Source organism: Aestuariirhabdus sp. LZHN29, assembly GCF_049985285.1.
Lineage (GTDB): Bacteria > Pseudomonadota > Gammaproteobacteria > Pseudomonadales > Aestuariirhabdaceae > Aestuariirhabdus.
In genome coordinates this window covers 663905-681777 of sequence record NZ_JBNIEU010000001.1, presented here as the reverse complement: position 1 = coordinate 681777, position 17873 = coordinate 663905, and the positions used below count along the sequence as shown (strand labels likewise).

17 protein-coding genes are annotated in these 17873 nt (G+C 58.7%); 8 read left to right on the top strand and 9 right to left on the bottom strand.

Going from position 1 to position 17873, the window contains the following annotated elements; all coding sequences use genetic code 11:
• Positions 1-191 precede the first annotated feature (191 nt).
• Positions 192-1649, bottom strand: coding sequence for a lipopolysaccharide kinase InaA family protein (locus ACP3PW_RS03290; protein ID WP_426415237.1), 1458 nt, complete (start codon positions 1647-1649; stop codon positions 192-194).
• A 211-nt stretch (positions 1650-1860) separates the two neighbouring features.
• On the opposite strand from ACP3PW_RS03290, the gene ACP3PW_RS03285 reads away from it, so the two are divergent.
• On the top strand, positions 1861-2331 hold the full coding sequence (locus tag ACP3PW_RS03285) for an FKBP-type peptidyl-prolyl cis-trans isomerase (protein WP_426415236.1): 471 nt from the start codon (positions 1861-1863) through the stop codon (positions 2329-2331).
• Between the two features lie 137 nt (positions 2332-2468).
• On the opposite strand, the gene ACP3PW_RS03280 is transcribed toward ACP3PW_RS03285, so the two are convergent.
• Positions 2469-3371 carry a LysR family transcriptional regulator gene (locus ACP3PW_RS03280; protein ID WP_426415235.1) on the bottom strand — a complete coding sequence of 301 codons (903 nt, stop codon included), beginning with the start codon at positions 3369-3371 and terminating at the stop codon, positions 2469-2471.
• Between the two features lie 140 nt (positions 3372-3511).
• Here ACP3PW_RS03280 and ACP3PW_RS03275 point away from each other — a divergent pair, with 140 nt between their 5' ends.
• The 4 genes from ACP3PW_RS03275 to ACP3PW_RS03260 all read left to right on the top strand — a co-directional run bounded on the left by ACP3PW_RS03275 (position 3512) and on the right by ACP3PW_RS03260 (position 7173).
• Positions 3512-4057 (top strand): carboxymuconolactone decarboxylase family protein, encoded by a 546-nt coding sequence (locus tag ACP3PW_RS03275; RefSeq protein ID WP_426415234.1) that lies wholly within the window; start codon positions 3512-3514, stop codon positions 4055-4057.
• A 96-nt stretch (positions 4058-4153) separates the two neighbouring features.
• On the top strand, positions 4154-5779 hold the full coding sequence (locus ACP3PW_RS03270) for a 2Fe-2S iron-sulfur cluster-binding protein (RefSeq protein WP_426415233.1): 1626 nt from the start codon (positions 4154-4156) through the stop codon (positions 5777-5779).
• Positions 5780-5842: 63 nt separating this feature from the next.
• Positions 5843-6322, top strand: coding sequence for a DUF1348 family protein (locus tag ACP3PW_RS03265; RefSeq protein WP_426415232.1), 480 nt, complete (start codon positions 5843-5845; stop codon positions 6320-6322).
• Between the two features lie 155 nt (positions 6323-6477).
• Positions 6478-7173 (top strand): hypothetical protein, encoded by a 696-nt coding sequence (locus ACP3PW_RS03260; RefSeq protein ID WP_426415231.1) that lies wholly within the window; start codon positions 6478-6480, stop codon positions 7171-7173.
• Here ACP3PW_RS03260 and draG read toward each other — a convergent pair.
• From draG to nifB, 4 genes are read right to left on the bottom strand one after another with little or no spacing between them, the layout of a single operon-like run.
• Complete coding sequence (draG, locus tag ACP3PW_RS03255) at positions 7170-8105, bottom strand: ADP-ribosyl-[dinitrogen reductase] hydrolase (RefSeq protein WP_426415230.1); 936 nt, start codon at positions 8103-8105, stop codon at positions 7170-7172. The genes ACP3PW_RS03260 and draG overlap by 4 nt on opposite strands.
• The gene (locus ACP3PW_RS03250) at positions 8083-8661 is read right to left on the bottom strand and encodes a nitrogen fixation protein NifQ (protein ID WP_426415229.1); all 579 of its coding nucleotides are present in this window, start codon (positions 8659-8661) and stop codon (positions 8083-8085) included. The genes draG and ACP3PW_RS03250 overlap by 23 nt, the downstream gene beginning before the upstream one ends.
• On the bottom strand, positions 8658-8948 hold the full coding sequence (locus tag ACP3PW_RS03245; RefSeq protein WP_426415228.1) for a 4Fe-4S binding protein: 291 nt from the start codon (positions 8946-8948) through the stop codon (positions 8658-8660). The genes ACP3PW_RS03250 and ACP3PW_RS03245 overlap by 4 nt, the downstream gene beginning before the upstream one ends.
• A gap of 13 nt (positions 8949-8961) precedes the next feature.
• Complete coding sequence (gene nifB, locus ACP3PW_RS03240; RefSeq protein WP_426415227.1) at positions 8962-10419, bottom strand: nitrogenase cofactor biosynthesis protein NifB; 1458 nt, start codon at positions 10417-10419, stop codon at positions 8962-8964.
• Positions 10420-11238: 819 nt separating this feature from the next.
• On the opposite strand from nifB, the gene ACP3PW_RS03235 reads away from it, so the two are divergent.
• Together ACP3PW_RS03235 and ACP3PW_RS03230 are read left to right on the top strand one after the other, a co-directional pair.
• Positions 11239-11613 carry a hypothetical protein gene (locus ACP3PW_RS03235; protein ID WP_426415226.1) on the top strand — a complete coding sequence of 125 codons (375 nt, stop codon included), beginning with the start codon at positions 11239-11241 and terminating at the stop codon, positions 11611-11613.
• A 279-nt stretch (positions 11614-11892) separates the two neighbouring features.
• Positions 11893-12279 carry an MAPEG family protein gene (locus ACP3PW_RS03230; RefSeq protein ID WP_426415225.1) on the top strand — a complete coding sequence of 129 codons (387 nt, stop codon included), beginning with the start codon at positions 11893-11895 and terminating at the stop codon, positions 12277-12279.
• 69 nt (positions 12280-12348) lie between these two features.
• Here ACP3PW_RS03230 and ACP3PW_RS03225 read toward each other — a convergent pair whose 3' ends face one another.
• Positions 12349-13815, bottom strand: a complete 1467-nt coding sequence (locus ACP3PW_RS03225; RefSeq protein ID WP_426415224.1) for a flavin-containing monooxygenase — start codon at positions 13813-13815, stop codon at positions 12349-12351.
• 295 nt (positions 13816-14110) lie between these two features.
• Here ACP3PW_RS03225 and ACP3PW_RS03220 point away from each other — a divergent pair, with 295 nt between their 5' ends.
• Positions 14111-14569 (top strand): hypothetical protein, encoded by a 459-nt coding sequence (locus tag ACP3PW_RS03220; RefSeq protein ID WP_426415223.1) that lies wholly within the window; start codon positions 14111-14113, stop codon positions 14567-14569.
• Here the strand turns inward: ACP3PW_RS03220 and nifA are convergent.
• Complete coding sequence (gene nifA, locus ACP3PW_RS03215) at positions 14566-16128, bottom strand: nif-specific transcriptional activator NifA (RefSeq protein WP_426415222.1); 1563 nt, start codon at positions 16126-16128, stop codon at positions 14566-14568. The two genes, ACP3PW_RS03220 and nifA, sit on opposite strands and share 4 nt — an antisense overlap.
• Positions 16129-16138: 10 nt before the next feature.
• Entirely contained in the window at positions 16139-17650 is a 1512-nt protein-coding gene (gene nifL, locus ACP3PW_RS03210; RefSeq protein WP_426415221.1) for a nitrogen fixation negative regulator NifL, read from the bottom strand.
• Positions 17651-17873: the final 223 nt, after the last annotated feature.

Below are 17873 nucleotides of genomic sequence, written 5' to 3'. Positions count from 1 at the left end.
GCGATCAGGAGATGGGCGGTATGCCGCGAGGCCAGGGATGGCCAGGAGCGGCGAGGCCAGTTAAAGGCCGATAGTTGCTCCTGCACAATCGGCACTCCCGACGTCCCTGTCGGTCGTAGATCGCGAGAGCCAGGGATGGCGGCAGCGATCAGGAGATGGGCGGTATGCCGCGAGGCCAGTTTAAGCCCGACCTACAGGGTTTCAAGCTTCTTGGCAAAGGGCGCTAGCAGCGCCTCGAATTCGGTCCGTAGCGGCCCCTCCCAGTTGCGAAGGAAGCGGTCGAGGTCTTTGCGCAGGGCGCTTTTGAGGGCAGCGTCGTGGCGGTGGCTGCGCAAGCTGTCAAGGTCGATCAGTTGCAGTCCCTCGGCGGTCACCAGCAGGTTGCTGGCCTTGGTGTCGCCGTGGCTGAGGCGAGACCGATAGAGTCCATCGAACATCTCCACTACCTGGCGTTTGAGGGTGGCAACAGGGCAGGGAGAGGCGGAGGGGATGTTGAGCGCGGTGGCCAGGTCGGTGCCCTCGATCGACTCCATCACCAGGAAGGCGCGGCCTCGCAGTGGGCCGGCGCGCTCCTCCATAAAAGCGAGGGCGAGCGGGGTGGCGATACCATCGAAGCGTAGCCGGTAGGCATTGCTCCAGTAATGCCAGGCTCGGCTCGGCCTAAGACCGCGGCTGAGGGCATGGCCGAGCCCTTTGAGATTGAAGCGTTTCACCACCCAGCGTTGGCCGTTGATCGTGACACGGCTGACCGTCGCCGTGTTGCCGCGCTTGAGGATTTCGCCCCCATCAACAAAAGGGTCGGGGTCGGCCAACAGTTGCTGGAGAGCAGCGTTGTTGGCATCCCTGCGCTGGATCAACAGACGCTTGAAACTCTGCTGGCACTGGAATTCGGTGCACTCGCGAAATAGCTTCTTGCGGTAATGTCGCCAGCGTTGGGCGCGCATCCGGGTTACGGCGTGACCGAGTGCGTTGCTGTCGAATCCGGGGTTACCGATGGCATCGACGTAATGTTGCCACAGCAGAGAGGTCCAGTTGTCGGCGCGGGGGGGCAGTTGCGCCAGCAGCAGCGCCAGGTTCTCCAGTGCCGTCGAGCGTTCGAGGGGCGTGGCATGGGCACTGATGCTGGCGCTATCGATCACCTGCACGCGGTCACCGGTGGCAAGGAAGTTATCGAGATGGATGTCCGCTTGCACCAGGCCCGCGTGATGCAGTGCCGCGGTGGTGCCGACGGCGCTGCGTAATACCGCCAACGGCTGTTCGGCCCCTTCGGCCTCCCGCCAGCGTTGCAGTAGCGACTGGCCACTGGAAAAAGCGTATTGCACAAGCGCCTGCTCCCCGTTGGGGTGCTGGTAGTGGTGGAGCATCTCGGGGGTGTCGATGCCCTGGTCGATCAGGTGTTGGTAGCCCTCGCGTTCGCGCAGGTAATCCTTGTCGCGGTAAAACAGTTTGACCACCAGGGTCTGCGCGCGCGCCTGCGCCGTTCCCGGTTTAGTTTCCAGGCGCAGCACTACCCGCCGCCCGGGAAGCATTCGCAGTACCTGACTGCAGTGCCACACAGGCTCACCATCGAGCTGGATGTCAAAGGGGGCGTTAAGCTCGTGCCCGGCGTGCTGTAGTGAGGCGAGGGTATGGTGGGAAGTGGTGGGCATGGTGGGACGCTTTATGAGACAGGGCTCTATTCTAGTCGCAACCGCTGTAGGGGGGCTAGCCTGTCGGCCGATTGCCAGGATATGTTGGGTCGCCAACTTGGTGCCCATGCTGTAACCTCTCCCTCGAGCGCGTCGGTTGACGGATGCAGGTGTGTGGGTAAACCCCAACTCTCCATCAGGGCGCAGTAGCCATAAGTTAACGGGAGAGAGTATGTCTTTATTGATTGGAGATAACCTGGTGGTCAGCATGCATTACAAGTTGACCGATGACGAGGGTGTGGTGATTGACAGTTCCGAAGGCGGCGAGCCGATGAGCTACCTGCACGGTTCGGGCACCATTATTCCAGGTTTGGAAAAAGAGCTGGTGGGCAAGGTTGTAGGCGCTGCCCTCACCGTCACCGTTGATCCTGAAGAGGGCTACGGCGAAGTAAACCCTGGCCTCATTCAGACGGTCGAAAAGAGCATGTTTGAAGGCGTCGATAGCGTTGAAGCGGGCATGGCGTTCCAGGCCCAGGGCCCGGACGGCTCCATGCAGCGCATTTTGGTTAAGGCCGTTGAGGGTGACGAAGTCACCGTGGATGGTAACCATCCGCTGGCCGGTCTGGTGTTGCATTTCGACGTTGAGATCGTCGACGTACGTGAGGCCTCCGAAGAGGAGATCGCCCACGGTCACGTGCACTGATATCGATCGTCGCGGGCGTAAACTCGCCTGATGATGGTACGGGAAAAGGGGAAGCCAGACGCTTCCCCTTTTTTATGCCCTGACACCGCAATTGCGGCCACTAACCGGCCGCTTGATATCAATGGACCGGTCATCGCCTAGCTGTTAAATGATAGACTTTCATGTATTTGCTGGGCAATCAGGTCAACAAAGGCGCGGACCTTGGCTGAGGTATGACGTCCTTCGCGATGCACGATATGAACTGGCAAAGGGTGTGGCTCGTAATCGTTGAGAATCACCTGCAGTTCCCCGTTCTCCAGTTGCGGTGCGATCTGGTACGAGAGCAGCCGCGTAATCCCCTGCCCGGCGACGGCCGCTGCGATCGCAGCATCGTTATTATTGAAGTTCAGGCGCGGACGGGCGCGGATAGCAAGGGATTGGTTGTTGTGCATGAACTTCCACTCGGAGGTCGGGCTGACGCCGCTGGCGGCAATCAGTGCGTGTTCCGTCAGCTGCCGGGGGTGGATGGGAACGTCCTGCTGGCGCAAGTAATCGGGGGCGGCGCAGACCACTCGGCGCACGGTGCCTACCCGGCGCGCCCGCATGCTGGAATCGGGTAGTTCGCCGATGCGCACGCCGACATCCAGCCCCTCCTCCAGCAAGTTGACCACCCGATCGACAAACATCGCCGACACCTCCATCTCCGGGTAGTGCTCCAAAAAGGAGAGGATACCCGGGGTTACGTGCAGGCGCCCGAACATAACCGGGGCAGTGACCGCGAGGTGGCCACGGGGCTCGGAGTTGATTCCGGCGGCAATCTCGTCCGCTTCATCGGCATCGGCGAGGACGCGCTTGGACGACTCCAGATAACGCTGGCCCGCTTCGGTGACGCGGACGAAACGGGTGGTCCGACTCAATAGCTTGGTTCCCAGTCGCGCCTCCAACGTGGCGACGGCGCGGGTCACCGCCGGTGCAGATATCCCAAGGCGACGCGCCCCTGCCGAAAAACTCTCCGCTTCGGCCACAGCAACGAACACGGTCATTAGGTGGAATCGGTCCATAATTATTCCGTATTTAGAAATAATGAATTGTAAAAAACGAATATTCTTTAATCAAATGATATTTAGCACAATGGAATTGCTCACGGCACAGCCACTCGCCGCGACGCTTACCCAACCATCATAGAATCAGGAGAATACTCATGAGCCGCATCAACATCGTCGACAGCGCCAACGCCAGCCCCGAACAGAAAGCCCTGCTGGATGCGATCCAGTCACAACTGGGCATGGTGCCCAATTTTCTTAAAGTATTCGCCAATTCACCGGCTGCGCTGCGGGCCTTTTTGGGGCTCCATGGCATCGCCGGTGAGGGCAGCTTGGGTCCCCAGACCCGTGAGCGTATCGCATTAGCAGTGGCGCAGAAAAACGCCTGCGAATACTGCGTTTCGGCTCACACCGCGCTTGGGCGTAAAGCAGGGCTAAGCCCCCGGGAGATCGAAGCCAACCGTGCCGGCACCAGTGAAGATGAAAAAGCGGCGGCGGCCGTTGTGTTTGCCCGCTCCTTGGCGGAGCACCAGGGTGAGGTCACCACCGCCGAGATCCTTGCCGTGCGCAATGCTGGCTACAGCGAAGCGGATATCGTCGAGATTATCACCCACGTAGGGATGAATGTGTTGACCAACATCCTTGGCAAAGCCAGCCGCGTCGAGATCGACTTCCCCCGGGTCGACCTCAAGCTGGCGGGGTAATTCGACCCGGTGTCAGTGGATCTTCGAGCAGGGAGCTAATCCTTGCCCGAGGATCCCTCACCCGCATCACATTTTCGTACAACAGGGAGCCGCACCATGCCTCGTGCCTTCGCCAACATCGCCTTTACCCCCAGCGTCAAAGCGGCCCAGCGCCGCAACGGCAGCCGTGAGTCCAACGCTGGTTTCGAGGGGGGCGCTCATGAATCGGTGCAGCTGGGGGCGCCGGAACGTGAGTTTATCGCCGCCCGGGACAGTTTCTACCAGTCCACCGTAGCCGAGAATGGCTGGCCCTACGTGCAACACCGCGGGGGGGCTGCTGGATTCTTGCAGGTGCTCGATGAAAAGACCCTGGGATTTGCCGATTTCAGTGGCAATCGCCAGTACCTTAGTATCGGAAACTTGGCCCATAACGACCGCATCGCACTTATCCTGATGGATTATCCCAATCGCCGACGCTTGAAGGTGTGGGGACGGGTGCGATTGGTGGATGAGCAGGAGGCCCCCGAACTGATCGCGCGGCTGGAGGTGCCCACCTACCGCGCGCGGGTCGAACGGGGTTTTATCATCAGCGTCGAAGCCTTCGACTGGAACTGCCCGCAGCACATCACGCCGCGTTACAGCCAAGTCGAGCTGGATGAGCGGATCGAGCCTTTGCGGGCGCAGATAAAGGCGTTGAGCGCCCGGCTCGACCCAGCGCAGCAAGCTACGACAAAGCAAGCCCCGCTCGGGCGCAACCCCGTTGCCTCGGGACTGTCGCCGGCACTGGGTGAGGGACCCTTGGCGCTGGTGGTGGCGGGGGTGCGCCAGCTAACCCCGCGGGTGCGTGCTTACGAGTTGCGCCGGGTGGGCGGTGAGCCGCTGCCGGCCATCGCGGCGGGTGCTCATCTTGCGGTGCCGGTGCGATTACCCGACGGGACGGCATCGCGCAGGAACTACTCGATCAGCTCCAACCCCCAGCGTCTCGATGCTTGGGAGATCGCAGTGCAGCGCGAAGGCACGGACGGTGGCTCCGCTTTTGTCCACGAGCAGCTGTGCCTGGGTGCGCGGCTGAACTGCGAAGAACCGCGCAACCATTTCCGCCTGCACGACGATGCGCGCCCTGCGGTATTGATCGCCGCCGGCATCGGCATTACCGCGATCAAGTCCATGGCGCTGGCGCTTGACCACTCCGCGCGGCCGTTACATCTGCATTACGCTGGCCGCGCAGCTTCGCAGATGGCCTACCGGGATCGCTTGCAACGCCAGCTGGGGGAGCGTCTCAGCCTCTATGTCGGCGATGCGGGACAGCGCCTGGATCTGGCGGCGGTGGTAGCCGGCGCACCCGTTGACGCGCTGTTTTACGCCTGCGGACCGCAGCGTTTGCTGGAGGAGTTACAGGAGGTGATGGCCGGCCAAGGGATCGGTCCCGAGCGTCTGCGCCTCGAGCGTTTCGGCACCGATTCCGCTCAGCCCAACCGCCCCTTCGAGATCACCCTGGAACGCAGCAAGCAGCGCCTGCGGGTGAGCGAACAGCAGAGCTTGCTGGAGGCCCTCGAACAGGCTGGTATCGCTGCGCCCTCGGGGTGCCGGGTTGGTGACTGCGGCAGTTGCAAGCTATCGGTGCTCGAGGGGATGCCCGAACACCGTGATGCGGTATTGACACCGGAAGAGCGCATTGCCGGTCAGCTGATCTGTAGCTGTGTTTCTCGCGCCGAGTCGGACCATCTGGTGCTGGATCTGTAACTAGCCGTGGCTCGACAAGCTTTAACAGGCGCCCAGCAAAATTTATAAAGAAGAGGATCTATCATGAAATCTACGGATGAAAAACGTTACCCCCTGCCGCCCTTTACCCGCGACACGGCGCTAGCAAAAGTGCGCCTTGCCGAAGATGGTTGGAACAGCCGAGATCCGGCGCGGGTCGCGCTGGCTTACACCCGGGACAGCCTGTGGCGTAATCGAACCGAGTTTCCAATGGGCCGCGATCAGATTGAGGCGCTGCTTGAAGGCAAGTGGAAGCGGGAGCAGGAGTATCGCCTGATCAAGGAGCTGTGGGCCTTCGAAGGCCATCGTATCGCGGTACGCTTCGCCTACGAATACTGCGACATCGAGGGCAACTGGTTTCGCGCCTACGGCAACGAGAACTGGGAGTTCGACGCCAACGGCCTGATGCACAAACGCTACGCCAGCATCAACGATCTGCCGATCGCGGAATACGAGCGCAAGTTCCACTGGCCCCAGGGCAGACGGCCGGATGATCATGCGGGGTTAAGTGAAATGGGGCTTTAGGGCGTATTGGGCACGCGATCACAGAATTTTGGATGGTCGGACTCTGCTGATCCTGGTCACTTTAATCCCTACCCTAATAGGGTAAAGTTTTGTCGCACGAACGTACCGTTTTAACGGTCGTATCGCGATAACAACAATCAGGGGTAGGGGTGACAATGAAAAAAGTGGGAATTGCGCTGTTGGCGATGCTGGTCTTGGGTGGCTGCTCAATGAACTACAAAGCAGATATCGACTACACAGACCGGGGGGTTGTCGTTGCAGGAGCCGAGCCGGTGATAAACCGGGTGGAGGTGATGGACGAGCGGGGAACCGATCCCCACTGGCTGGGAGCAATTCGGGGAGGATTTGGAAACCGTTTAAAAACCCTGAGAACAGAGGATAAAACCGAGGTGGTGGTGCAAGTAGCCTATACCGAGGCCCTGAAACGCAGTGGACTCTTTACTGAGTCGGACAGCGCACCTTATAGACTGCAGGTCGTGCTGACCAAGTTCGATTGCAGCTATTACTTCAATCGAGAGGCCCACGCCCATGCCGAGGTGGCGCTGATTGATAATCGTACTTCCCGCAAGGTTTACAGCAGAAGCTATCGGACCGATGAGGTAGAGCCCGGTGTTGGCGCCGGAATCTTTGGCGATGTAGAGACACTGCGGGCACTGGCGGAAACCGCGATGACCAAGAACATCAACAAGATGTTTTATGACGGGTATCTGGTAAAGCGGCTCTCCTCAACGCCCTCGCTCAATAACACGACAAAACGGTTAAAAAAGGTAGAGGCACTTTATGGTGGAGGCCTGATCAGCGAGCGTGATTATCGGAAGCGGCGGGCACAGATTCTGTCAGAGGCGTATTAACGGACTTCCAGCGGTGCCAGCCCCAGCAGGCGGTTGGCCTGGCTGATGCACTGCTGGCTAATGTCAGGATCGAGTGCGTCTAGCCAACGTGAAGGAATATCGTTTTCTCCATAGGCTGCCCCCGCTAGCATGCCGGCGATGGCGCCGGTGGTGTCGGCATCGCCCCCCCGGTTGACCACCTCGATCAGGCATTGCTCGATATTGTCGCTATCGAACAGCGCCTCGAACACCACGCGTAGGCTATGCCCCATAAACCCGGTGGGGTTAAGGCAGGGGCGGCGGCGGAAACCGTAGGCAGGATGTTTTTCTGCAAGGGGCTGTACGTGCTGGGCCAGTTGTTGATGCAGGGTTTCACCGCGCCATAATCCGTGCAACATCAGGATCACCGCCTCGGTGCCGGCATCGGCCAGAGCATTGTTGTGGGTAATGTGCGCCTGTGCTCGTGATGCTGCCCGCACGCGCGTCTCATCGAGACCAAAGGTTGCGATGGCGATCGGCAAGCAGCGCATACAGGCGCCGTTGCCTGCGCTCATCTCCTCCTCGGGCATGGCGGTGTGACCGGTGCGGCGGTAATGGGCAATGCCGGCGCGGACGGTGTGACCGATATCCACCGGTTTGGCGCGCATCCACTGGCTAAAGGCCTCGGCGATAGGGAGGGGGTCGATAGACCTATCGGCTAAGAGTGCCGAGCCCAGCGCCAGGGCCATGGTGGTGTCATCGGTGACCTGTCCCGGTTTAAGGCGAAGCCAGCCGCCTCCTACTATATTGCGGTGAACGCCGTAGTCATGGGCGATCTCCCGTGGGGTCATAAACTCCACCGTCGCCCCCAGAGCGTCTCCTACCGCCAGCCCCAGATAGCTACCGCGCACCCGTTCCGCCACTGAGGGTGCAGACGGTTTTGCTGTGGCGTTACTCGGGTCCGAAGCAGTCATCGAAATCGGTGCATTGGTCACAGGTTGGGGCCCGGCAGATGTAGATCCCCTCGGTCTCGCACAGCTGTTTGAAGAGAAATTTTTTCCATTTCATATCCCGGGTATTGAGTGCGGCCAGGGAGGGAAAATTATAGGAAAAAAGTTCGCTCAGTGTGCTGCGCTCCCATACCCCCAAGTCCTCCCATAGGTGATTACTGCCCTGGCAGGCGGTGGCGATCATCTGCGCGATCCAGTGCACGGAGGGGCTATCGTCGCGGGCATGCAGCTGCAATAGTTTGAGCAGATCTTCGCGCAGGTCGTCAAGGCGCGCGTCGAGGCGCTCGCGACTGTTGTAGAGTTCGTGTCGCCACGCCTTGGCGAGGCCAAAGTGGGCGCGCTGCAGTTCGCAAAAGCTGTCGCGGGAGAGTCCGAGGCGCTTGGGCAGTACTCCCAGTCCGCTATGCCAACTGGCGATGATCTGCGCCAGGGCGCGGGTGTTGGGGTGGAACTGGGCGTGGGACATCAGGTTGTTAAACTGCGTTTCCCGGCCGGGGCGGAAGTTAAGGGCGAGGCTCATGTCAATGCAGTATTTGAGGGTTGGCCATCCATGGCGGTTACGCGAATAGTGGGAGGGATAGCGGTGAGGGATCCGGGGGGATGGATCTCCTGCCCGCTGCCATCGAGCAGGGCACCCTCAACCGGGCAGATGCTGGCGCATTGCGGGTCTGCATAATGGCCGGCGCACTCGGTGCAGCCCAGGGGGTCAATGTGAAACTGTGTGGTGCCCTGGGTAATCGCATTGCTTGGGCACAGGTCGATGCAAGCGTAGCAGTTAACACAGCGTTCGGTAATGCTTAATGACATGGTTCACCGCCCCTTAGGCAATCGCCTGATGTTTGTGAGTTGTTGTCAGTTTTCCCTGTGCGGATAGTTCCTGATAGAAGCTGGTAAGGGACTGCTCTATGGAATCGAGAGCGTAGCTGCTACTGGGTTCAATTCCGGCTTGTTCGAGCTGTCGCCAGGGGCCAATTCCGATGCGCGAACAAAGCACGCCAGCGCAGTCGGAGAGGGCAGCGATATGTCCGTCGAGGCGGTTCTCCTCCTCGGGACACTCGTTAGCGCCACTACAGTAGAGCTCGATCTCCCGGTTCTCTACAAAGGAGCTGCCGTTGGCATCGACGCGGTAAATTGCGAAGTGGCGCGCATGCCCAAAATGCTCGTCCACTACACGGCCGCTTTTGCTGGCCACTGCCAGCAGGGTAGAGTCCGTATCGGCTGCGGGTATAGAGGTCGGTGCAGTCTCGGCCAGGGTGTCGAGGATGGCCCGTTGCACCCGCTCGCGTTTCACCATGGCCGCCGCGTAATCGATCTCCTTGCCGGCGATCTTGTCGAGGGTGAACTCCTGCCCCCGATCCTCACCGAGCATCCCCACGGCATCGGCCCGGCATTGGCGGCAGTGGCGCATCATGCTCATGGAGTCGCTGCAGCTCTCCTGCAGTGCGCTGAGCTCTGCGTTGGTTGGCCCGCGCTGGCCGGTAACGCCATAAAAGGTTCCATGCTCGGCCTCGGAGATCAGCGGCATGACGTTATGCAAAAAGGCACCGCGGTCTTTTACTGCACGGCTAACTTCCTTAAGGTGATGATCGTTCACACCCGGAATCATCACCGAGTTTACTTTAACCAGCACCCCACGCTCGACCAGCATTTCAAGCCCCTTGAGCTGATTTCGGATCAAAATCTTGGATGCCTTGACGCCACGAATGCGGCGGTTGTTCCAGAATATCCAGGGGTAGATGCTGGCGCCGATCTCCGGGTCGAGGCAGTTGATGGTAATGGTGACGTGCTGGATGTTGTAGCGCGCAATCTCGTCGGCAAACTCCGGTAGCCGAAGGCCGTTGGTAGAGACGCAAAGTTTGATATCGGGGGTCTGTTCGCTGAGCTGGCGAAAAGTATTGAAGGTGCGCTCCGGGTTGGCCAGCGGGTCGCCGGGGCCGGCGATGCCTAGAACGGTCATCTGCGGAATGGCCGCGGCAACCGCCTTTACCTTGTAAACCGCCTCGTCGGGAGTCAGCACTTCCGACACGACCCCCGGGCGCGACTCGTTGCTGCAATCGTATTTGCGGTTGCAGTAGTTGCACTGAATATTGCACGCCGGAGCCACCGCCACGTGCATTCGCGCGAAGTGGTGGTGCGCGTTTTCGGAGAAGCAGGGGTGGTTCTGTACCTGTTCGCGGACCGAGGCCGGTAATCCGGCCAGGCCATCGTCGCTGCTGCCGCAGCCCTTGGCCTTGCAGCCGGTGGCGGGTGGGGTTGCTGTGCGGGCGATCAGTTCCATCGCAGGCTCCTTGAATGTTAGCGGATGATAGCGTGCCGTTGATTGAGTAGAGCAAAGAGCGTGCCTGCCGACCGCAGAGCGCTAAGTGATTGATTTTATTGGCTAGCCCTGAGGTGGGTGGCGTGGTTTGTCGGGAAGTCGACACTAGGATGAGTGGGGGTGTAGGGAAGGGGACGATGGGGGCGGCTTCGCCGCGGTGGGGTTTGCGTTGGCGGGGTTCGCCCCGCCGGGCGACTCAAGGGGAGTGCACGGGCACTCCCCTTAAGAATCCCCTGCCGCCCCCACCAAGCCGGCCTTCGGCTCCACGGCGCAACGGTTCAATAATTCGGGCGTCTTGAGGGGGCCTCCTGCCCCCACGAACCGGCTCGGACGGCCGCTCTTGGCCGTCCATGGCCTTCGCGGCATTCGAACATCCTGTTCATCATCGCCCCTTCGGGCCTATTTCGACACAGAAAGCCGTCGCTTGTCGGCTCAGAGGGGGGAGTGGTGTTACTTGCCTCCTCTGTGCAGCCGCAACCTTCCTGTCATGCCCGCGTAGGCGGGCATCCAATAGTTTCAGGATCGGCTGCTGGGCGTGATCAGGACTGGTAAACTCAGAAAATATCAAGCAATATCAACAGATTGCGGAAGGTAACGGTTTGGATACTGTGCCACTCGCTTTGTATCTATGAGCCGGCACGTTTTCAGCGGAGGGAAATGGCAGATGCGACCATTAATTCTAAATATTTCAATACCTTTCGGTTGTGATAGGTATCTCGCTGCGCGGCCAAAACAAGCCGGCTCAGTATTAAGCTGTTAGGCATATTTCAAGGAGAGAAGATGAACCTCAAGAGTCAAAAACTAGCTTTATCCAGCATCATATTCCTGTTGAGCATGGCTTTCTTCGGAAATGCGGAAAGTAACGAACCCAAAAAAGTCATATGGTCTTGTAAGAAGCCTTATGGGAAGGAAAATATTTTATGGCTAGTCGAGTGGGGTTCAAAAAGTTACATAAAGGTTTTTGATCAGCGCATAGCAGCTCGATATGGAATGGATGGTCTCGAAAAGAGGTGGGATTGGGGATTAGATGATACAGACTTAACATATGATTATGCGATAACACTAGAACCAGATCTATCTGCCCAATACTTCGACTTTGCCAGTTCTGACAACGGACGCGCAAAAGCTAGAGAAGTTTACAAGTGTTCAAAATAGTTGTTCCCACGAAGCAAATGCCTAACAAGGCAGTCAACTTTCGGCCCAGCTGCGCTGGTCCTGGACTGTCGCTGCTACGCAGCGCCAGCCCGTTACTGCAGCGTTAGAAGTCCGTGTTACCCACAACCAGTAAACACCTTCTATAGTTAAATTTCTCTATAGGGAGGTGCTTGCGCCGGGGTTGAAAACCTTTGCGCGGGGTCGCGAATAAAGTGATATTACCCGCGAGTATTAACCCTTTCCCCTGGGTGCGTCGTCGCCCTTTAACTCGGAGTCTCTATGTTCGATTTTTACTGGTTTTCCCTGTGTGTGGCGCTCAACGGTCTGCTGCTGTTGTTGTTGACGATTAACGTCTCGCGGTTGCGGATTAAAAACCGGGTCTCCTACGGGGATGGCGGCAACAAGCCGTTGATGCTGGCGATTCGGGTGCACGCTAATGGGGTGGAGCAGGTGATGATGTTTGCTCTGGTGCTGCTGGCGCTGACGATGGCCCGCGCCTCCGAGACGCTGCTGGCGGTGCTGGTGCTGGGGTTTACCCTGTCGCGGTTGATGCACGCCTACGGCATGCTTGGGAAGGCTCATCGGATGCGCCAGCTGGGGGCCGGCATCACCTATCTGGCCCAGGCGGTGGCCGTGATGGCGTTGTTGCTCGAACTGCTGGGGTAAGGGGGCGGCCGATTCTCCAGCAGGCTGCCTGCGCGCCCCTCTGATCTGTTCGTGACAGCGGAGTCAGCTTTATCGAAATGTCATCACTCCATCCTCAATTTTCCCATAACGGATCGTCAGCATATCCTTGATCACATTGTCGTGATTCTGCCAGGGGGCGACGGACCCCTGTTGCGGAATTCGGTCCAGTGCTCGCTGGATGTATCCCGAGGAGAGATCGACGATCGGTGCGCGATCCAACTCCGAGAATTGCTCGTGTTTGGTGCAGTGTTCGAGCGATGGCATGGCGATTTCGTAGCGGTGTTGGTCCATGTGGTTTAACAGGCGGCAGACGTAATCGCAGGTGAGGTCCGCTTTCAGGGTCCAGCTGGCATTGGTGTAGCCAAATACGGTGGCCAGGTTTGGCAGCTCGTTAAACATCATTCCGCGATAGTTGAGAAGGTCGTTGAAGCGAACAGGCTCGCCATCGACCGACAGGCTCATGCCGGCAAGAAACTCGACCTGCAGGCCGGTGGCCGGAACGATGATATCGGCTTCAATCTGCTCCCCGCTGGTGAGAGTGACCCCGGTTTCAGTAAAGCGTTCGATCTGGTCGGTCACGATGGTGGCGTCGCCGCTACGCAGTGCGGCAAACAGGTCGCCGTCGGGGATCAGGCACATACGCTGATCCCAGGGGTTGTAGCGGGGGGTAAAGTGACGCTCGACATCAATGCCAGGCCCCACGGCTTCGGCGGCCTGGTCGCGCAGAAAGGTGCGCACCTTGTCGGGTTTGCGCTTCGAGAGGCTGTAGATATAGACCGATAGCAGGGCATTTTTAAGGCGTAACAGCCTGTAGGCAAGGCGTTCGGGCAGTAACCGATTCACCCATACCGCAATGGGGTCGATCGCGGGGCGGCTGAAAATATAGGTGGGGGAGCGTTGCAGCATCGTCACCTGCGCTGCGGTTTTTGCCATGGCGGGAACGATGGTGATGGCGGTGGCCCCGCTGCCGATGACGAGTACTTTTTTGCCGCTGTAGTCGAGCGCTTCGGGCCACTGCTGGGGGTGAGCGATGGTGCCTCGGTAGTCGTTATAACCGGCAAACTCCGGCAGGTATCCCTGTTCGTAGTTGTAGTAACCGGTGCAGGTGATCAGGAAGCAGCAACTTATGGTGAACTCTTCGCCATTGCGCGTCCCCGATACGGTCCAGCGTCGGTCGCTCGGGCACCAGTTGGCCGCAGTCACCCGGTGTTGGTAACGAATTTTTTTATCGACGCCGTATTCGGCGGCCGTGTCGGTCAGGTAGTTGAGGATATCCGAGGCATCGGCGATATCCTTGCGCTGGGTCCAGGGCCGAAAGCTGTAGCCGAAGGTGTACATATCCGAGTCGGAGCGCACTCCGGGATAGCGGAACAGATCCCAGGTGCCGCCTATAGCGTCGCGGCCTTCCAGAATGGCGAAGCTGTGATGCGGGTTTTTCATTGTGAGGTGGCAGCCGGCACCGATACCCGATACCCCCGCGCCTATGATCACCACATCGAGTTGTTCTACTGTCATGGAACCGCCCGTTTTTATTGTTAGAGGTGGCTTGTCTATGAGAGCTGGAAACAAAACAAGCGTCCCAATACTGACGCAAATAGGGGCTGAAATAAAGCCGTAACGGGCGAGACCCTGGCCGTTGCTGAGCGATGTGCCGACTAGCGCTATCTGTGATCGATTTGGCATTGTCGAAGGCCGTAGCCGGCAGGCCATGGGTTTGGCTAGCTTTACGGGAATCAACGATTACCCTGAGAGTACCAAATAGCGCCTAGGATGGGCGCCTGTTATCGCAGCAAATTGGGGCAGGGATGCTATGAAATACAGATTGGATAAATCCTATGTAGACACAGAAAAGCGCAAGTCGGCAGCGATGGCGCTACTCGGCCTTGGTTTTGGGGTCTACGTCCTGTTCCGGTACGGCGTGGAGCTGGACATAAAGGCCTGGTCTGGCCTTATTTTTCTGGGGTACGGGTATATCAAGGCAACGGATTTTCTCTACTGGACCTACCGCTCCGACACCATTGCCATGGAGATGGTGGAGCAGGGGGTCTGGGTTTCAACTTTCAGTGAGACGCGCACCCTGGCGCTGGAGAACATCCGTAAGGTGGTGCTTTACCCCGTCCATGGGGAGATTAAGTCGGTCGTCCTGCATTGCGAGGATGGTAGCACCAGCAAGGTAAGGGGGTTCGCGTCCATGGACCAGATAGTCGAACAGCTCAGGGCACGCCTTGGAGACGATAAAATCATAACCGGCGGCTTTTTTAATCGTTAAATCTTGCGTACCGGTATATCCAGGGTTTGAATCCGGTATGCGACCTGTCGTGGTGTCATCCCCAGTAACCGTGCGGCTTTGGCCTGTACCCAGCCGGCCTGTTCGAGGGCGGCCATAACGCGCTCGCGTTCGTCCAGTTCGGGGTCGTCGAGGTCGACGCTGACCGTGCCGGGTATCGGCGTTCTGCTTTCCACCGATACGACGCCGGTGAGGCGCACCACCTCCTGGTCAATACAGCCGTCGGTGCTCATAATGGCGGCTCGTTCGAGGCAGTTCTCCAGCTCACGCACATTGCCAGGCCAGTGGTGTTGCATCAGCAAACGCACGGCGCTGTCGTTAATCGATAACTCCCGGCTCTGCCTTTTGGCCAGTTTGCCAACCAGAAAACGGGCCAGCGCGGGAAGGTCTTCAATACGTTCATTCAGAGGCGGAACCTGAATGGGCATCACGTTGAGTCGGTAGTAAAGGTCTTCGCGAAAATCACCGGTGGCGACCTCTGTTTCAAGATCCCGGTTGGTGGCGGCGATAATGCGAACATCGACCGTCAGGGTTTTGGTTCCCCCTACTCGTTGCAGCTCTCCCTCCTGCAGCACGCGCAACAACTTGGCCTGGAACGTGGGGCTAATCTCGCCGATCTCGTCGAGAAACAGGGTGCCCCCGTCTGCTTGTTCGAAACGGCCTTTGTGCTGGTGCGTGGCGCCGGTAAAGGCTCCTTTTTCGTGGCCGAACAGCTCCGATTCGAGCAGGTTGTCAGGCAGTGCGGCGCAATTTAACTTTACAAAGGAGGCGTTGGCCCGTGGTGAGTTGTAATGAATGGCGCTGGCGATCAGCTCCTTTCCGGTGCCGGACTGGCCCCGGATCAGTACGGTGGTATCCCATTTTGCTACCTGTCGTACCTGTTCGAATACCTGGCGCATGGAGGATGAGGAGCCGACCACGTTATCGAAGCCGTGCTCGGCCTTGATGGCACGCCTGAGGCTGTCACGCTCGTTGGTCAGGGTCTGACGCTCCTGTTCTACATCCCAGGCCAGGCGCACGCTGTTGCCCATCAGGTTGGCGATCATCTCCATTAACTGCACACGCTCTTGCAGACAGGTGCGCCCCTCGGCGGGTGGCTGCGCGGCGAGTACCCCTACGGGTTTGTTGCTGCCGGCAAAAATGGGTACGCCGATAAACGGCAGGGTGGTGTTATAGAGCCCGAGGCGGTCGAGAAAGTTAGGTTCGTCGGCGAGGCGTGACACCACCAGCGGTGTGCAGCTTTCAAGGATGCGCCCGGTAAGTCCTTCACCTTCACGATAACTGATCGCCGCAGGCAGTGCGGTGCCGGGTGCGTGTACGGCGCTGAGCAGTATCTCACCGCTGACGGGGTCGAGCAGGGACGCCATGCCATGGGACATGTTTGCCCGAGAGTGCAACACTTCCAGCACCTGCCGCAGAATACTTTGCAGGTCGAGGGAGTGGTTCAGCACCTCGCTTACCCGGTAGAGGGTATCGAGCTGCACGCCGAGACGTTGCTCGCGACTGAGTTCTTCGTTTAGGGGAAACTGTAGGTCGTTCACCTTGGGCTCCTCAGTGTCCGGCCAGCGCGGGGAAGGTCAGGGTGAATTGGCATCCCCCTCCCGTGCTTTGCTCGATGTCGATGGAAACTCCATGTTCGTTGGCGACATCCTGCACCAGTACCAGTCCCATTCCGCTGCGATTGCCATCATCCTGATAGGTGGTAAAAAAGGGTTGGAACACCTTGTTACGAATGCTGTCGTCGATGCCCGGTCCATTGTCCCCGATGGTGATGCGTACGGCATCGTCGAGGCGTTGACTGACGATACGCAGTTCACGGTCGTGGGTACGGGCATGAGCCATCGCGGTTAATGCGTTATCCAACAGCTGCTTGAAAAGATTGCAGAGTGAGATTTCGTCGCCGAGTATGCTGGGCAGGGTGTTGCAAGGCTTCCACTCGATCACTACACCTTCGGTAAGCATCTGTTCGGTATAAAGTGATAATACCTCGCGTAAGAGCTCATTTAGATTGAGTGGCATTTTGCGTTTGGGTGTTTGCGGTGGCAGCGCCTGGGTGAGGGTGTCTATCGCAAGCTGGCAGGAATCCAGTACCTCGTGCAGTGCCTGGTGTAGAGGGTCCTTTTCCCCACCGCGACGTTTTTGCAGTGCCGCAGCAGCACCGGTGACGTTCAATGGTCGCTGCAACTGAAAAATGGCGCCGTTAAGCGCTTCGCGCATGCTGTGGACCAGCTCATTTTCCGCCAGCCGGGCCATCAAGGCGTTGATTCGAACCTCCTCCTGCTGAATTTTGAGGACGGTGATGTCGTTGATGGTGAGGAGTAGGCAGTCGTGCCCCTGCTCCTGCTGGAAGCTATCGTCGCTTTGCCACAGGCGCAAGGTAGAGCCTGAGCAGCTGAGCCAGCGAGGGGTTCCGATACCGGGAATATCGCAGCGCACCTCAAGGTCTGTGAAGTCCCCACAGTCCTGGTAGTCGAGACCGAGGCGGCGGCTGAGGAGGGTGAGAAGCTGGGTGCTGTCGCACCCCAGGGTGAGGCAAAGTTGTTCCAGCGCAGGGTTCTCGAAACGGATTGTGCCTTCACTATCCAGTAGCAGGGTGGCTACCGGACTGCTGCGAACAATCGAGTTGGTGAGGGTGCGCTGGTTCTCCAGCTCCTGGTTGAGTTTCTGCAGGCGGGTGATGTCGCGGTGCATCCCCAGGTAGTGAGTGGTGTGCCCATTAGTGTCGATCACCGGGGTAATGGTTAGTTCGGCGAGGTAAATGCTCTTGTCTTTGCGCTGGTTGACCAGCCGCCCGCTCCACACCTGCTGTCGGCTCAGGGTGCTCCAGAGTTCGCCGTAAAGGCAGGCTGGAGTTTTTCCCGCGGAGAGCAGGCGGGTGTGTTGGCCCCGCACATCCTCGGCGTCATAGCCCGTAACCTGGGTAAAGGCCGAATTGGTATAGAGAATGTGGGAGTTAGGGTCGGTGATGGTGATCGCCACCGGAGATTGGTCCACGGTCTGGAAGTAGACCCCGGAAGGCAGTGGGATGGCTTCCGGGCTGTCGAAAACCTGCGCTTTGCTCATGATGTGACCCCTGTCGGATTGATTACAACGGTGCGAACAATGATTCACCCTTGCAACTACCGCGCCACGCCCGAGATACCCCTTTTAAAATGGCAAAACCCCCAAGGAGGCCAGTAACCATAGGGGTTTTGTTGAATTGTCGGCTTTGCGACAAGGTGCACTTTGTTGGCTCGCTAGTGTGGGGAATACAACAGCGATCGAGGTCTTATGGTTTTTATGGGTA

Bases quoted from the DNA above. Each gene is read 5' to 3' on its own strand.
- ACP3PW_RS03290 (WP_426415237.1), bottom strand. From the start codon at position 1,649: ATGCCCACCACTTCCCACCATACCCTCGCCTCACTACAGCACGCCGGG.
- ACP3PW_RS03285 (WP_426415236.1), top strand. From the start codon at position 1,861: ATGTCTTTATTGATTGGAGATAACCTGGTGGTCAGCATGCATTACAAG.
- ACP3PW_RS03280 (WP_426415235.1), bottom strand. From the start codon at position 3,371: ATGGACCGATTCCACCTAATGACCGTGTTCGTTGCTGTGGCCGAAGCG.
- ACP3PW_RS03275 (WP_426415234.1), top strand. From the start codon at position 3,512: ATGAGCCGCATCAACATCGTCGACAGCGCCAACGCCAGCCCCGAACAG.
- ACP3PW_RS03270 (WP_426415233.1), top strand. From the start codon at position 4,154: ATGCCTCGTGCCTTCGCCAACATCGCCTTTACCCCCAGCGTCAAAGCG.
- ACP3PW_RS03265 (WP_426415232.1), top strand. From the start codon at position 5,843: ATGAAATCTACGGATGAAAAACGTTACCCCCTGCCGCCCTTTACCCGC.
- ACP3PW_RS03260 (WP_426415231.1), top strand. From the start codon at position 6,478: ATGAAAAAAGTGGGAATTGCGCTGTTGGCGATGCTGGTCTTGGGTGGC.
- draG (WP_426415230.1), bottom strand. From the start codon at position 8,105: ATGACTGCTTCGGACCCGAGTAACGCCACAGCAAAACCGTCTGCACCC.
- ACP3PW_RS03250 (WP_426415229.1), bottom strand. From the start codon at position 8,661: ATGAGCCTCGCCCTTAACTTCCGCCCCGGCCGGGAAACGCAGTTTAAC.
- ACP3PW_RS03245 (WP_426415228.1), bottom strand. From the start codon at position 8,948: ATGTCATTAAGCATTACCGAACGCTGTGTTAACTGCTACGCTTGCATC.
- nifB (WP_426415227.1), bottom strand. From the start codon at position 10,419: ATGGAACTGATCGCCCGCACAGCAACCCCACCCGCCACCGGCTGCAAG.
- ACP3PW_RS03235 (WP_426415226.1), top strand. From the start codon at position 11,239: ATGAACCTCAAGAGTCAAAAACTAGCTTTATCCAGCATCATATTCCTG.
- ACP3PW_RS03230 (WP_426415225.1), top strand. From the start codon at position 11,893: ATGTTCGATTTTTACTGGTTTTCCCTGTGTGTGGCGCTCAACGGTCTG.
- ACP3PW_RS03225 (WP_426415224.1), bottom strand. From the start codon at position 13,815: ATGACAGTAGAACAACTCGATGTGGTGATCATAGGCGCGGGGGTATCG.
- ACP3PW_RS03220 (WP_426415223.1), top strand. From the start codon at position 14,111: ATGAAATACAGATTGGATAAATCCTATGTAGACACAGAAAAGCGCAAG.
- nifL (WP_426415221.1), bottom strand. From the start codon at position 17,650: ATGAGCAAAGCGCAGGTTTTCGACAGCCCGGAAGCCATCCCACTGCCT.